Genomic DNA, 13733 nt, shown 5'->3' with positions numbered 1-13733 from the left:
TGATCGGTTAAAGTGTCGGACCGCTTTTAGACCTGCGATGCGACCCATGAATCCGTTTGACGTGCTGCGCGACTCTTTGTATTTCTCCAAGCGCCATCTGGGCCGGATCGCCCAGCTGTGCCTGCCCTTGGTCATACTCGAGGCCCTGCTGCAGCAAGGCGTGGACAGCGCCGTCGGCCCGGAAGGCTTTCCCGGCTACAGCGTGATCGTCGGGCTGCTGGTGTATCCGCTCTATACCGCCGCGCTGATTCTGTTTCTCGACGCCCGCAGCCGCGGCGAGGCGCCACGCCCGCGCGACCTGCTCGCCACGGCACTGACCCTGTGGCCACGCTTTGCCTTGTTGACCGCCCTCAACACGCTGCTGATCCTGGTGGGCATTACCTTGTACTTCCTGCCGGGCCTGTGGCTGATGGTGACCCTGGCCTTCAGTGAATACCTGCTGGTGCTCAGAGGCCTGACGCCGCTGGCCGCCATGAAGGAAAGCCTGGCCATGAGCCGCGGCAATTTCTGGCGGATCCTGGCGTGCATCCTCTGCGTGATGGCGCCGCTGTGGCTGCTCAAGGGCGCCAGTGTCTCGGCGTATCCGGGCCCCCTGAACCCGGTCATCAGCCTGTTGATCGACAGCGTCCACAGCTTCCTGCAACTGTTCACCAGCGTGGTGTTGTTCCGCATCTTCATGCTGCTCGAAGCAAGGCCCGAGAACCGCTGAGCCACGCGGCGCAAGTCCCGGGCTTGGGCTTGGAAACCGCTCTCGGTTATGCTCGGGCTCACTTTTGCGTTCGCCCATAAGCTGAGCCATGACCCGTCTACTGCGCTATACCCTGCTGGGCCTGCTGTTGATCCTGTGCCTGGCCGCCCTGGCGATCTACGGTTCGACCTGGCGCCCACACCCCCGGGAAACCCTGCCGGTCAGTTGCGCCGCCAACGCAGCGCCACTGATGCCCGGCCAGGCCTTGAAGGTGATGACCTGGAACGTGCAGTTCCTGGCCGGCAAGCGCTACGTGTTCTGGCACGATCTGGCCCAGGGCGACGACGAAAGTCCGACCCTGGAAGACATGGCCTTCAGCCTCGATGAAGTGGCGCGGGTCATTCGCGACGAGCAACCCGACATCGTCCTGCTCCAGGAACTGGACCATGGCGCCAAGGCCAGCGACTACCAGGATCAGCTCAAGCTGTTGCAGGAGCGCCTGGCCGATCTCTACCCCTGCGCCACCAGCGCCTTCGACTGGAAGGCCGAGTTCATCCCCGACCCGCATATCTTCGGCAGTGTCGGTCGACAACTGGCGACGCTGAGCCGCTATCGCATCGACCACGCCGAACGGGTGCAACTGCCGGTGGCCGATGCCAACTTCATCAGTCGCCAATTCCAACCCAAGGATGCCCTGCTGGTGAGTTACCTGGCGCTCAAGGACGGTGGTCGCCTGGCAGTGCTCAACACCCACCTGGAACGGGCCACCGAACCGGACGAGACCTTGCCCCGGCAAGTGGCCGCCGTGGCCAGGGCCTTGGACAAACTCGAATCGTCCGGCACGCCGTGGCTGATCGGCGGCGATTTCAACCTGCTGCCCCTCGGCCAATACCGACGCCTGCCGGTAGAACAGCGCACGCCCTACTCCGCCGACAGCGCCCTGCACCTGCTGTGGGACAAGTACCCGATGATCCCCACCAACAACGAAGCCAGCGGCATCGACCGCGAGCACTGGCTGACCCACTACCCGAACGACCCGGGCCTCAACGGCCCTGACCGCACCGTCGACTACCTGTTCTACAGCCCGCGGATCAAGCGGGTGCAAGCCCAGGTACGCCAGGACGACACATTGCGGATCTCGGACCATCTGCCGGTGATTGCACGGTTTCTGTTGCCGGCCGCCCCCTAGCCACTCCGCCAGCCCTGACAGCCGCCCATGGAATGCACGCCCCACTGATCGGACTCACCTGGAGAACTCCCCATGACCGTCATCGCGCTGATCAACCCTGAGCATGACCCCCACCTGATCGCCGATTGCCTGATCAGCGCCGACGGGCCGGACAAGCGCCAGTCAATGTCTGTCTGGGTGCCTTCGCTGGGGCTGATACCGACTGACTGGCATGACCAGGACGGGCCGTTCCATATCGCCCGCATGGGGCGTAAAACCTACCTCCTGCCGAACCACAGCGGCATGCTCGCCTTTGCCGGGGACTGCCGGTCGGCCTATGAATTCTGGGTGGCGTTATCACAATCCATCGAGATCAAGCTCGGCTATCAACCCGACGCGCTGATTGAGGCGGCCATGATCGATCAGGTCCTGATGAGCATGGGCGCGACCGCGAGCGCCTTCCACATGCTGGGTGTGCTGCTGGATGGACAAGGCGGCCGGCGCGCCTATGTCCATCGCCCCGAAGCCACGGTGACCACCGAGCACTTTGGCACCTGCTACCTGGCCGGCTCCGGGACGCACCACCTCAAAAGCAAGATTCAAACCGAAGACCAACGCTTCACGTCCATCCAGCATTGGGACTGGGCACACATTTCGCCGACTGAAGAACTGGCGGAGTCCGTGTGTTCCGACATGCTCTACTACGAATCCGACATCAACAACGGGCGCAGGCCCAACACTCCTATCCATGACAGGTTCGGTGGCTTCTACGAATGGTATGGCATCGCAGCGGCCGGGATAAAAACCATGCCGCCCAGAATCGACCTGAACATCCTCGTCAAGGACGATTGCCTGTACCTGACCCGACTGCATTTTTGCGAAACCGTTCACCCGCCCGCCGGCGATCCTCTCTTCAAAGGCTCGCAGATCATCCTGAAGGTCCTGACGTTCTGCCTGCGCACCCAGGCGTTCGACCCGCACAGGCTGTTCGACAACCTGACATTCACTTTCAAGCGGGCGGACGGGGTGCTCATCGAGCGCTTCTTCAACCATTACGACAGGCAGGCCGGTTCACCGCTGTCGGACCCCAGGATTTCAGGAACCGTTCCGGCGGACGTCCTGCAAAAGGATTTTGGCGATGGCTTGTCCGTCAAGAGAGTGCGCCTGACGGTCTCGATCAACGGCTATGCGGTGGCAAAAGGGGTGACCGAAAGCGACGAATCGCTCGCCCCCGCCAGGCTCCAATACACCAACGGCCAACTCTCGGTGACCTTCTGCGAGAAAATAGGCCTCTTGATTGCAGACATCGTGGAAAGGCACCTGAGCCAGCCGCCTGCCACGAAACCGGCTTGAGTCCAACGCCGACGCATCGTCAGGCCTTGCGCGGCTTGGCCCGCGCCGTCGCCTCCGCCACCAGCGGATCGTCAGGCCAGTAATGCTTGGGGTAATGGCCCTTGAGGTCTTTCTTCACCTCGGCGTAGGTGCTGCGCCAGAAGTTCGCCAGGTCCTGGGTGACCTGCACCGGCCGGCGCGCCGGTGACAACAGGTGCAGCTTGACGACCTGGCGGCCACCGGCGATGCGCGGGGTGTCGGCCAGGCCGAACAGCTCCTGCAGGCGCACCGCCAGGATCGGCGGGTGTTCGCTGTAGTCCAGACGGATCGACGACCCCGAGGGCACGCTCAGATGGTGCGGCGCCAGTTCATCCAAGCGTTGCGGCAGCGGCCAGGGCAAGCGGTTGTGGACGATACTCGAGAGGTCCAGGTTGGCAAAATGACTGAGGCGCGACACCCGTCCCAGGTACGGCATCAGCCAGTCTTCGAGGCTGTCCAGCAATGCCCCGTCGCTGACGTCCGGCCATTCGCTCTCGCCCTTGGCCTCCAGGTCGAGCCGGCGCAACAGCGCCACCCGCGCCTGCCACTGGCGCAGTTCCGGGGTCCAGGGCAACAGTTCCAGGCCCTTGCGCCGCACCAGGTTCACCAACGCCTGACTGCGCGACGCCTCGTCCAGGCCGGTCAGCGGCTCGCGACTGAGCACCAGTTCGCCGACCTTGCGCTGGCGCTCGGCACGCAGCACGCCTTCGCGCTCGTCCCAGTCCAGTTGATCCACGGTGCGCACCTGCTCGGCCAGCACCGAGTCGAACAGCGCCGGGTCGATATCCGTCGCCAGGTAGATCCGTTCTTCCCGCTGGCCCTGGCGGCTGCCCAGGTCGGCGACCACCAGCCACGCATGTTTCATCAGGCTGTCGGCCTCGGCGAACTGAGCCGCGCGGCCGTTGGCCAAGCGATACTCCGCGCCGCCGGGCCGCCGCTGTTGCGCGACGCGGTCCGGATAGGCCAGCGCCAGCAAGGCGCCGAGCCAGCGTGGGTGATCGGGATCGGCGACGGCTTGTTCGGCTTTGCCTCGTAAATAACCGCGATATTGCCGGGCCAGTTGCCGCGCCCGCTGCACGCCGCCCTGGGCACTGCGAGTCGCCCGTTCTTCGCCGGAGAGCAACACCAGGCGACTGTGCAAGTCCGCGCCAGCGCCGCGCAGAATGTCGCGCTCGCCCAACAGCGCGGCGACGTTGCAGGCCATGTCCGCCAACCCCAGCGCCTGGCCGCGCAACAGCAAATGGGCGATGCGCGGGTGGGCAGGCAGTTCGGCCATGGCCTGGCCGTGGCGGGTCAATTGTTCGCCTTCCAGCGCGCCCAGTCGTTGCAGCAGGTCCTGGGCCTGGGCATAAGCCGCGGCCGGCGGGCTGTCGAGCCACACCAGTTGCTGCGGCGCCATGCCCCAGCGGCCCAGTTGCAGGGCCAACCCGGCCAGGTCCGCCGAGAGAATCTCCGCGCTGGCGTAGGCGGCCAATTGTTCGTGCTGGTCTTCGGACCACAATCGATAGCACGCCCCCGGCTCCAGGCGCCCCGCCCGGCCGGCCCGCTGGGTGGCGCTGGCGCGGGAGATGCGCTGGGTGTCGAGCCGGGTCATGCCGCTGCCCGGATCGAAACGCGGGACGCGAGCCAGGCCGGCATCGACCACCACCCGCACGCCATTGATGGTGAGGCTGGTCTCGGCGATGTTGGTCGCCAGCACCACTTTGCGCTGGCCCGGCGGCGCGGGGTCGATGGCGGCGCGTTGGGCCGCAAGATCCAGTTCACCGTGCAAGGGACACAGCAAGACATTGCCGCCCTCGCCCAGGGCGTCGGCCAACTGCTGGTGAACCCGGCGGATCTCCGCTTGCCCGGGCAGGAACACCAGCACGCTGCCGGTTTCATCGTGCAGCGCTTCCAGCACGGTCTGCACCAGGCGTGGCTCGATGTACTCGCCCAGCTGGAACGGACGCCCCCAACGCACCGTGACCGGGAACATGCGCCCTTCGCTGCGCAGGATCGGCGCATCGCCCAGCAGCCCGGCCAGGCGCTCGCCTTCGAGGGTGGCGGACATCAGCAAGATCTTCAGCGGCTGGTCGTCGCGAAACAGCTCCCGGCCATTGAGGCTCAGGGCCAGGGCCAGGTCGGCGTCGAGGCTGCGTTCGTGGAACTCATCGAAAATCAGCAGCCCCACGCCTTCCAACGCCGGGTCGTCCTGCAAGCGCCGGGTGAGGATGCCTTCGGTGACCACTTCGATGCGGGTCCTGGGCCCCACCTTGCTGTCCAGGCGGATCCGGTAGCCGACCGTTTCACCGACCTTTTCCCCCAGCTCGCTGGCCAGGCGCTCGGCCGCTGCCCGGGCGGCCAGGCGCCGCGGTTCGAGCATGAGGATGGTCTGCCCGGCCAGCCAGGGCTCGTCCAGCAAGGCCAAGGGAACACGGGTGGTTTTACCGGCACCGGGCGGCGCTTCGAGCACGGCTTCATGGCGGGACGCCAAGGCTTGGCGCAGGGCGGGTAAAACTTCATCGATCGGCAAAGAAATCATGCTGGCTCCAAAACAGAGGGCCGAGTATAACGGCGAACTGTTTAGCGTGGTCTGGACTCCAACCAGCAACGCCTTTATCTGCTCAGGAGATTGTGATGCGTATTCCCTTTCGCGTGATCGGCGGCGTCCTGGTCGCTACCCTGCTGACCCAGCTCAGCGCCTGCGGCTCGATCTTCTACCCCGACCGCCGTGGCCAGATCGACGGCAAGATCGACCCGGCGATTGCCGCGCTCGATGCCGTCGGCCTGCTGTTCTACATCATTCCCGGCCTGATCGCGTTCGCGGTGGACTTCGCCACCGGCGCCATTTACTTCGAGCCGGGAAAAAGCGTCCAGATCGAGCCAGAAAAACTCAAGCCGGCCATCAACCCCGACGGCACAGTCAATAACCACGTGTTGCAGGCGATCCTGGAACGCGAACTGGGCCGCAGCTTCCCACTGGACGACCCGCGCCTGATCCAGCACAAGGGCAGCGCACAGCAACTGGCCGCACTCGGTCTCAAACCCGCCGCATGAAGGACGCCACTGAAGGAGCGAGCGCACCATGACCACGGCGACTGAACACGCGCGCCTGCTGCGCCTGGCCACCCGTGCCTCGGTGGCCGTGGCGCTGATCCTGGTAATCGCCAAGGCGCTGGCCTGGTGGCTGAGCGGTTCGGTGAGCATGCTCGCCGGCCTGACCGACTCGGCACTGGACGGCGTCACCTCGCTGCTCAATCTGCTGGCGGTGCATTACGCCCTGCGCCCCGCCGACGATGACCATCGCTACGGACACGGCAAGGCCGAATCCCTGGCGGGCATGGCCCAGGCGCTGTTCATCGGCGGCAGTGCCGTATTGATCGGGTTGCAGGCCATCGAGCGCCTGAAGCAGCCTGTTCCGGTGGAGGCGCCCTGGCTCAGCGTTGGTGTGATCGTGTTTTCCCTGGCGCTGACCGTGGCGCTGCTGGCGCTGCAACATCGGGTGATTCGCGCCACCGGCTCCAATGCCGTGCGTGCCGACTCGCTGCACTATCGCTCCGACCTGTTGCTCAACGGCAGCATCCTGATCGCCCTGGTGCTCGCCGGGTTCGGCTGGTACCAACTCGACGCCTGGTTCGGCCTGAGCATTGCCGCCTACATTTTGTGGAGCGCCATCCAGATCGGCCGGGAAAGTTTTGCGGTGCTGATGGATGAAGAACTGCCCCCGGACGTCAGCCAGCACATGCTGGAACTGGCCTGCGCCGTACCCGGCGTGCTGGGCGCCCATGACCTGCGTACGCGGATCTCGGGCAACCACTGGTTCGTGCAGTTGCACCTGGAACTGCCGGGTGAGTTGACCCTGTCCATCGCCCACGGCATCAGCGACCAGGCCGCCGACGCCATCCATCGCGCTTACCCCAAGGCCGAAGTGCTGGTGCACGCCGACCCGTCGGAAGTGGTCAAGGGCGCGAGGGCCTGATGCGCCGCCTGTGGCGAGGGAGCACACTCCCTCGCCACAAAGGGCGCTGACGCTTCAGTAACTCACCTGGTAACCACGGCTGCTCAGGCAACTGCCCTGGGCCTGCCGGTAGGTCTGCACCACCTCCGGCGCGGGTGGATAGGTGTAGTTGCGCGAGTCGAAACCACTCTGCTGCACCGCCCACCGATAACAGTCGTAGCCGTCCTGGTTGACCTGCTCGGGTGACTGGCCGTTGGCCGGATAAGCCACCACGTCGTAGCTGTTGCCCTGGGGTTGAGGTTGCGGGTTGGCCACCGGCGGCTCGACCACGACGTAATCCTGGGTGTTGGCCTCATAGACGTAATAGGCGCCGGCGGCGAGAAAGAACAGCGAACTGCCGATCCACACCTCTCGAGCGTAATCCGGCAGATACCGGGTACGAATGCCGCGCGGTGGCGCGACCACCACATAGCGTGGCCCTTGCGGGCGATACCAGTAGCCGCCGGAATAGAAATAATCCTGGCCACGATAAGGCACGCGGTAGTTGCGATCCGGGAAGCGGTCGATCACGTACCCCGGGCGATATTGCGGGCCTGGGCCCCAGCCATTGCCGTGCCCGTCCGGGCGGCCGGGCCAATGCTGTTCAGGGCGGTTGTCATGGCTTGGACGTGGCCCGCCGTTGGGATAGCCATCGCCGCGACGCGGGATATCGCGGTAATACCCCGGTTGCGGTTCACGGGTCTGGTTCACGCTGTCGGGTCGCCCCTGGATCGGCAAGTTATTGCCCGGCGGCGACGGCGGCCGGCCGTAGCCATTGGGGTCACGGGGGTCTCGATCATAGGAAGGGCCGCCCTGGCGCTGGGCACCCGGCTCGAACTGCCGGCTGTTGTCGCCTCGGATGATCTCGTTGTTCCGGGACCGAGGTTGCTCGATGTGGCCCTGGTCGTTGCCGCCGCGCGGATCGTAGCCACGGCCGCCGTCCGGGCCTCCGCGGTTTTGCTGATCATCGGCCATTCCCTGCGCACTGACACTTGCCCACAACAGACCAACACCTGCCAAACGCCAGATGCGCGACTTCATGTTATTCCTCACGACGGTTCAGGGCCTGATGATAAGACTGGGAAACCCCCAGGCCGGTTCTGCGACAGGTTATCAGCCACGAGGTTTATTTCGCAGGCATAAAAAAGGGAGGCCCGTCGGCCTCCCCTTTAGAATCTAGTCCGTGCTCGACGCTTTTGACGTCGGCTCACCTCACGCCGTCTTCTGGACAGTGTGCAGCTCGGGGGTCATGAGTGGCCTGTGTGGCTAATTCGAGCACTCACCTTCGGCGCCAGAGCTTGCCTCGCTGCGTTGCCATTCCTCGCCGTAGCGGGCTACGACTCGTCATGGCGCCTTGCGTGGCAAACACTGGCACTCGAAGTTGAGCACACGAATTAGCCGTACAGGCCACTAGCACCGGTGGGTGCTGCGACCGCAGCCGGCCGGATTGGGCGGGCTGCACTGGACTGTTTGTCCGAGCAGTGATCTTGGTGATAAGGATAGGCCTGGGGCGCCGACAGATGATTGCGAATATTGCTCAAATAAACATGGCTTGCGCAATTTTTAGCCCTGGATAGATAATATTCCGCAATTATCCAGATAAAGGCCCGACCGATGAGCAAACTCGACCGATACGACCTGAGTATTCTGGCGGAATTGCAGCGCGATGCACGCATCTCCAATCAGGAACTGGCCGAGCGCATCGGCCTGTCGCCCTCGCCCTGCTCGCGCCGGGTCAAGCAATTGGAAGACGACGGCTACATCACCCGCCAGGTCGCCCTGCTCGACCGCAAGATGCTCGGCCTGAGCCTGACGGCCTATGTGCTGATCGGCATGGATCGCCACACCCCCGAACGTTTCGAAAACTTCGAAGCGGCGATCCGCAACCTGCCCCAGGTGCTGGAATGCAGCCTGGTCACCGGCATGGACGCGGACTACCAGCTCAAGGTGGTGGTGCCGGACATGGACCACTACCAGAAACTGCTGCTGGGGCACCTGACCCGGATCGATGGCGTCACCAGCGTGCGGTCAAGTTTCGTGCTGAACCAGGTACTCAACAGCACCGAGCTGCCGTTGACTCACCTGCGCAGCTGACCGCTTTTGTGGCGGGGGAGCTTGCTCCCTCGCCACAACGCGTCAGCCGATGGATAGCTGCGACACACCGCCGCAGGCCAATCCCGCGCCCGCGCCTCATGCCGTATACTCGCCGCGACTTTTCAACCCCGCTTACGCCGGAGTGTCCTGATGGATCCTGCTGTTTTCGAAGAGTGGATGATGACCGGCCTGGTCAGCATCCTGATCATTTTCATGGGTTTCATCGTCTGGGACCTGGCGAAAAAATCCAAGGCCGGGCGTTTCGGCTCGTTCATCCTGTTTTTCGTGCTGGGTCTGGGCGTCGCGGCGTTCGTCATCAAGAGCGTGGTGATCGGCCTGATCGAAACCGGGGCGTTATAAGCGCGCCGGCACTTCCTTCCACTGGCCCTGATCGAGCCCTTCGAGGGTCCAGTCACCGATCCTGACCCGCACCAGCCGCAGGGTCGGCAAGCCGACCGCCGCCGTCATGCGGCGCACCTGGCGATTGCGCCCTTCACGGATCACCAGCTCCAGCCAGCTCGTGGGCACGCTGAGGCGAAAACGCACCGGCGGGTTGCGCGGCCACAACGCCGGCTCATCCAACTGGCGAGCCTCGGCCGGCAAGGTCATGCCGTCGTTCAGCTCCACCCCCTCGCGCAAACGCTGCAATTGCTCGGCGCTCGGCTCCCCCTCCACTTGCACCCAATAGGTCTTGGCCAGCTTATGCCGGGGGTCGGCGATGCGCGCCTGCAGTTGCCCATCGTTGGTCAGCAACAGCAACCCTTCGCTGTCGCGATCCAGCCGCCCGGCCGGGTAGATGCCAGGCACGTCAATGAAATCCTTGAGCGTCGCCCGCCCTTCACCGTCGCTGAATTGCGTCAGCACGTCGAAGGGTTTGTTGAACAGGATCAGCTTCGGCTCGGCCGGCGGTGCCTTGGCGGCACGACGCGGGGCACTGGCTTGGGGTTTCGCACCAGGGCGGCGGGAGGCGGGATGTGGCGGACGGGGCATGGCGAATACAACATCTAACGGTCAGGGCCACCCATGCTAGTGGCCCGACCGTCAAATGACCACCGTCGGATCAGCGGAACGGCGGCTCGTCGAAGCTGCGCAGCTTGCGCGAATGCAGCGAGTTGAGTTCGGTGCGCAGCAGGTCCAGCGCGGCGATGCCGATCTTCAAGTGCTGGTTGACCGCCCGCTCGTAGAACGCGTTGGCCGACCCCGGCAGCTTGATCTCACTGTGCAGCGGCTTGTCCGAAACGCACAGCAACGTGCCGTACGGCACCCGCAGACGATAGCCCTGGGCGGCGATGGTGCCGCTTTCCATGTCCACCGCCACGGCGCGGGACAGGTTGATCAAGGGCCGTTCCTGGGCCCAGCGCAGCTCCCAGTTGCGGTCATCGTAGGTCAGCACGGTGCCAGTGCGAAGGCGCTTCTTCAACTCGTCGCCCTTTTCCCCGGTGATGTTCGCCGCGGCCTGCTGGAGCGCCAGTTGCACCTCCGCCAGGGCCGGGATCGGGATATTCGGCGGCACCACTCGGTCGAGGATGCCATCACGGCGCATGTAGGCGTGGGCCAGCACGTAGTCGCCGATGGTCTGGGACTGCCGCAACCCGCCACAGTGGCCGATCATCAGCCAGCAATGCGGGCGCAACACCGCCAGGTGGTCGGTGATGTTCTTGGCATTGGACGGGCCGACCCCGATGTTCACCAGCGTGACGCCGTGGCCATCGCTGGCCTGCAAGTGGTAGGCGGGCATCTGGTAGCGGTGCCAGACCACCCCGGCGGCGATGGCCGAGGCTTCGCTGTGGTCCATGTGCTTGTCGATGATCACGTTGCCCGGCAACACCATGCGCACGAAGCGCGGGTCGCTGCGCAGTTGCTCAAGGCCATGGACGATGAACTGGTCGACATAGCGGTGATAGTTGGTCAGCAGGATCCAGGGCTGCACATGGCGCCAATCGCTGCCGGTGTAATGCACCAGCCGACGCAGGGAAAAGTCCACCCGGGCGGCGTCGAACAGCGCCAGGGGCAGCGGGTCGGTGTTTTCCCAGTCGTAGAGGCCGTCGGCGATGCCATCGGTGGCGGCCGACAGGTCGGTGCTGGGGAACACCCGCGCCAGCACCGCGGCGGTCACGCCGGAACCGGCCAGCTCGTCGCCCTGTTCCACCACGTAGGGATAGGGAATGTTCTGCTCGCTGACGCCCACTTCGACAGTGACGGTGAAGTCGTGCATCAGCGGGACCAACTGCTCAAGCAGGTATTTACGGAACGCGGCCGGATGGGTGACGGTCACGCAGTAGGTGCCCGGCAGTTGGACCTTGGCGTAGGCGCGAGTGGTTTGCGGAACTTCACCGTGGCAGTGGTAGGTCAGGCGCAGGGCGGGGTAGCGAAACAGCGCACGTTGCTCGGCATCCGGCTCGATACGGTCCTTGAGATAACGCATGAGCGCCTGGTTCAGCGCGGTGGTCGCACGCTCGTGCAGGGCCGCCAGGCGATCCACGGCTTGTTCGGCGGTTTGAACGACAATAAACGCTTCGGTCACGATCAGCTTCCTGTGTTCTGACTTGCAGGCCCTCATCTTGCCTGCATCGCCGCCCGACGGGAACAGTGGCGTAGTGGACTCGATCGATTCCCTGTGGGAGCGAGCTTGCTCGCGATTGCGGTATATCAGCCACCACAGATGCTGGATGGACCGACGCCTTCGCGAGCAAGCCCGCTCCCACAGGGTTATGTGTTGTGTCTAAAAACCATGCGGGGTGGAGCGCGTCACGATCGCTTCGACATTCAAGCCCCGAGGCAAGGTGCCGTAGGCACGGCCCGCGGCACCCAGGCGGCTGGCGATGAAGGCATCGCTGACGTCGCTGTTGCCCGCTTCGAGCAACAACCTGGCTTGCAGGCCGACGGCGATGTCTTCGGTCAATTGCCGGGCACGGTACTGAATGTCGTCGGTGTCCTTGAACGCTGCCTGCAACCGATGGATATGAGCGGCCAGGCGTTTGTCGCCATGGCCGTCGCCCAGTTCGTTGAACAGCACCTCCAACACGCCCGGCTCCTTCGACAACGCCCGCAGCACGTCGAGGCACTGCACATTGCCGGAACCTTCCCACGTCGAGTTGACCGGCGCCTCCCGGTACAGGCGCGGCAGGATGCTGTCCTCGACGTAACCGGCGCCGCCCATGCACTCGGCGGCCTCGTTGATCATCGCCGGGGCGCGCTTGCAGATCCAGTACTTACCCACCGCCGTCACCAGCCGGGCGAACCGGGCCTCATGGTCGTCGCTCAAGTGGTCCAGCGCCCGGCCCATGCGCAGGCTCAAGGCCAGCGCGGCCTCGCTTTCCAGCGCCAGGTCGGCCAGTACGTTCTGCATCAGTGGCTGCTCGCTCAACAGCTTGCCGCCGACCTTGCGATGCGCGCAGTGATGGCTGGCCTGGGTCAGCGCCTGGCGCATCAGGGCGCTGGAGCCGACCATGCAATCGAAGCGGGTCATGGCGACCATCTCGATGATCGTCGGCACACCGCGCCCTTCCTCGCCGATCATCCAGGCCAGCGCCCCGCGAAACTCCACTTCGCTGGAAGCATTGGAACAGTTGCCCAGTTTGTTCTTCAGGCGCTGGATGTAGAACTGGTTACGGGTGTCGTCCGGGCGATGGCGTGGCAGCAAAAAGCAGGTCAGGCCCTTGTCGGTCTGGGCCAGGGTCAGGAAGGCGTCGCACATCGGCGCCGAACAGAACCACTTGTGACCCACCAGCTCATAGGCCTGGCCGGGGCCGCTGGGGCCCACCGGGAAAGCCTTGGTGGTGTTGGCCCGAACGTCGGTGCCGCCCTGTTTCTCGGTCATTGCCATGCCGAGGGTGACCCCAGCCTTGTGGGCCATACCGACGTTGCGCGGGTCGTACTCGGTGGCGAGCACCTTCGGCAGCCAGCGCTCGGCCAGGTCAGGCTGCAAGCGCAGCGCCGGGACACTGGCGAACGTCATGGTCAGGGGGCAGCCGGTACCGGCCTCGGCCTGGCTGTGCAAATAGGTCATCGCCGCACGGGCCACGTGGGCGCCAGGCTGCGGATGGGCCCAAGGCAAACTGGGCAGGCCATGCTCGACGGCGGTGCGCATTAACTGGTGATAGGCCGGATGAAACTCCACCAGGTCGATCCGGTGGCCGTAGCGGTCATGGCTGGCAAAGACCGGTTTATTCTGGTTGGCCAGGAACCCTGCCTCCATCAGCGGCCCGCCGGCCAGCGCCCCGTACGCATCGATCCGCGCCTGCGCCCAGCCCGCGCCAAAACGCTGGGCCCACTGCTGCAGCGGCAGGTCGATGCGATACAGGTTGGCACCCTCCAGGGACGGTGGCTGGTTGGTGACGTCGTGGGTTTCGGCGAACTGGTGCAGGTTCATGACGGGGCTCCTTGGTCAGCCAGCAGAGGTTCAGTTAAGCACCGCCTCCCGGCCGAACAAAGTG

The 13733-nt window shown here is 64.7% G+C and carries 12 protein-coding genes; 7 read left to right on the top strand and 5 right to left on the bottom strand.

The genetic code is table 11. The features are described 5' to 3' along the window. The first annotated feature begins 46 nt into the window (after positions 1–46). From AD664_RS02735 to AD664_RS02725, 3 genes are all read left to right on the top strand, one after another. A complete protein-coding gene (locus AD664_RS02735) occupies positions 47–709 on the top strand; it encodes a YciC family protein (RefSeq protein ID WP_053144219.1) in 663 nt (220 codons plus the stop codon). An 88-nt stretch (positions 710–797) separates the two neighbouring features. Next, on the top strand, positions 798–1877 hold the full coding sequence (locus AD664_RS02730; protein ID WP_053144217.1) for an endonuclease/exonuclease/phosphatase family protein: 1080 nt from the start codon (positions 798–800) through the stop codon (positions 1875–1877). 72 nt (positions 1878–1949) lie between these two features. Continuing rightward, positions 1950–3209, top strand: a complete 1260-nt coding sequence (locus tag AD664_RS02725; protein WP_053144215.1) for a hypothetical protein — start codon at positions 1950–1952, stop codon at positions 3207–3209. A gap of 19 nt (positions 3210–3228) precedes the next feature. On the opposite strand, the gene hrpB is transcribed toward AD664_RS02725, so the two are convergent. Next, positions 3229–5748: an ATP-dependent helicase HrpB gene (gene hrpB / locus AD664_RS02720; protein ID WP_053144213.1), complete on the bottom strand. Its 2520-nt coding sequence runs from the start codon at positions 5746–5748 to the stop codon at positions 3229–3231. 95 nt (positions 5749–5843) lie between these two features. On the opposite strand from hrpB, the gene AD664_RS02715 reads away from it, so the two are divergent. Together AD664_RS02715 and AD664_RS02710 are read left to right on the top strand one after the other, a co-directional pair. After that, the gene (locus AD664_RS02715) at positions 5844–6263 is read left to right on the top strand and encodes a hypothetical protein (protein WP_042731233.1); all 420 of its coding nucleotides are present in this window, start codon (positions 5844–5846) and stop codon (positions 6261–6263) included. 28 nt (positions 6264–6291) lie between these two features. Then, on the top strand, positions 6292–7185 hold the full coding sequence (locus AD664_RS02710; RefSeq protein WP_053144211.1) for a cation diffusion facilitator family transporter: 894 nt from the start codon (positions 6292–6294) through the stop codon (positions 7183–7185). 54 nt (positions 7186–7239) lie between these two features. Here the strand turns inward: AD664_RS02710 and AD664_RS02705 are convergent, their stop codons facing one another. Further along, positions 7240–8244, bottom strand: a complete 1005-nt coding sequence (locus AD664_RS02705; protein ID WP_053144205.1) for a DUF6515 family protein — start codon at positions 8242–8244, stop codon at positions 7240–7242. Between the two features lie 573 nt (positions 8245–8817). Between AD664_RS02705 and AD664_RS02700 the strand changes: the two genes are divergently transcribed. Both AD664_RS02700 and AD664_RS02695 read left to right on the top strand, forming a co-directional pair. Further along, on the top strand, positions 8818–9297 hold the full coding sequence (locus AD664_RS02700) for an Lrp/AsnC family transcriptional regulator (protein ID WP_025215622.1): 480 nt from the start codon (positions 8818–8820) through the stop codon (positions 9295–9297). A 150-nt stretch (positions 9298–9447) separates the two neighbouring features. After that, the gene (locus AD664_RS02695; RefSeq protein ID WP_042732667.1) at positions 9448–9657 is read left to right on the top strand and encodes a DUF2788 domain-containing protein; all 210 of its coding nucleotides are present in this window, start codon (positions 9448–9450) and stop codon (positions 9655–9657) included. On the opposite strand, the gene AD664_RS02690 is transcribed toward AD664_RS02695, so the two are convergent. The 3 genes from AD664_RS02690 to AD664_RS02680 form a co-directional block, all read right to left on the bottom strand. Continuing rightward, positions 9652–10287: a pseudouridine synthase gene (locus tag AD664_RS02690; RefSeq protein WP_053144203.1), complete on the bottom strand. Its 636-nt coding sequence runs from the start codon at positions 10285–10287 to the stop codon at positions 9652–9654. The two genes, AD664_RS02695 and AD664_RS02690, sit on opposite strands and share 6 nt — an antisense overlap. 70 nt (positions 10288–10357) lie before the next feature. Further along, entirely contained in the window at positions 10358–11857 is a 1500-nt protein-coding gene (gene amn, locus AD664_RS02685; RefSeq protein ID WP_161796129.1) for an AMP nucleosidase, read from the bottom strand. Between the two features lie 162 nt (positions 11858–12019). Next, positions 12020–13669: an acyl-CoA dehydrogenase family protein gene (locus tag AD664_RS02680; RefSeq protein WP_053144201.1), complete on the bottom strand. Its 1650-nt coding sequence runs from the start codon at positions 13667–13669 to the stop codon at positions 12020–12022. Positions 13670–13733 lie beyond the last annotated feature (64 nt).

It is taken from the genome of Pseudomonas sp. P97.38, assembly GCF_001269745.1.
Lineage (GTDB): Bacteria > Pseudomonadota > Gammaproteobacteria > Pseudomonadales > Pseudomonadaceae > Aquipseudomonas > Aquipseudomonas chlororaphis_E.
This window is presented reverse-complemented; position numbering and strand designations above follow the sequence as displayed.

Bases quoted from the DNA above. Each gene is read 5' to 3' on its own strand.
- AD664_RS02735 (WP_053144219.1), top strand. From the start codon at position 47: ATGAATCCGTTTGACGTGCTGCGCGACTCTTTGTATTTCTCCAAGCGC.
- AD664_RS02730 (WP_053144217.1), top strand. From the start codon at position 798: ATGACCCGTCTACTGCGCTATACCCTGCTGGGCCTGCTGTTGATCCTG.
- AD664_RS02725 (WP_053144215.1), top strand. From the start codon at position 1,950: ATGACCGTCATCGCGCTGATCAACCCTGAGCATGACCCCCACCTGATC.
- hrpB (WP_053144213.1), bottom strand. From the start codon at position 5,748: ATGATTTCTTTGCCGATCGATGAAGTTTTACCCGCCCTGCGCCAAGCC.
- AD664_RS02715 (WP_042731233.1), top strand. From the start codon at position 5,844: ATGCGTATTCCCTTTCGCGTGATCGGCGGCGTCCTGGTCGCTACCCTG.
- AD664_RS02710 (WP_053144211.1), top strand. From the start codon at position 6,292: ATGACCACGGCGACTGAACACGCGCGCCTGCTGCGCCTGGCCACCCGT.
- AD664_RS02705 (WP_053144205.1), bottom strand. From the start codon at position 8,244: ATGAAGTCGCGCATCTGGCGTTTGGCAGGTGTTGGTCTGTTGTGGGCA.
- AD664_RS02700 (WP_025215622.1), top strand. From the start codon at position 8,818: ATGAGCAAACTCGACCGATACGACCTGAGTATTCTGGCGGAATTGCAG.
- AD664_RS02695 (WP_042732667.1), top strand. From the start codon at position 9,448: ATGGATCCTGCTGTTTTCGAAGAGTGGATGATGACCGGCCTGGTCAGC.
- AD664_RS02690 (WP_053144203.1), bottom strand. From the start codon at position 10,287: ATGCCCCGTCCGCCACATCCCGCCTCCCGCCGCCCTGGTGCGAAACCC.
- amn (WP_161796129.1), bottom strand. From the start codon at position 11,857: ATGAGGGCCTGCAAGTCAGAACACAGGAAGCTGATCGTGACCGAAGCG.
- AD664_RS02680 (WP_053144201.1), bottom strand. From the start codon at position 13,669: ATGAACCTGCACCAGTTCGCCGAAACCCACGACGTCACCAACCAGCCA.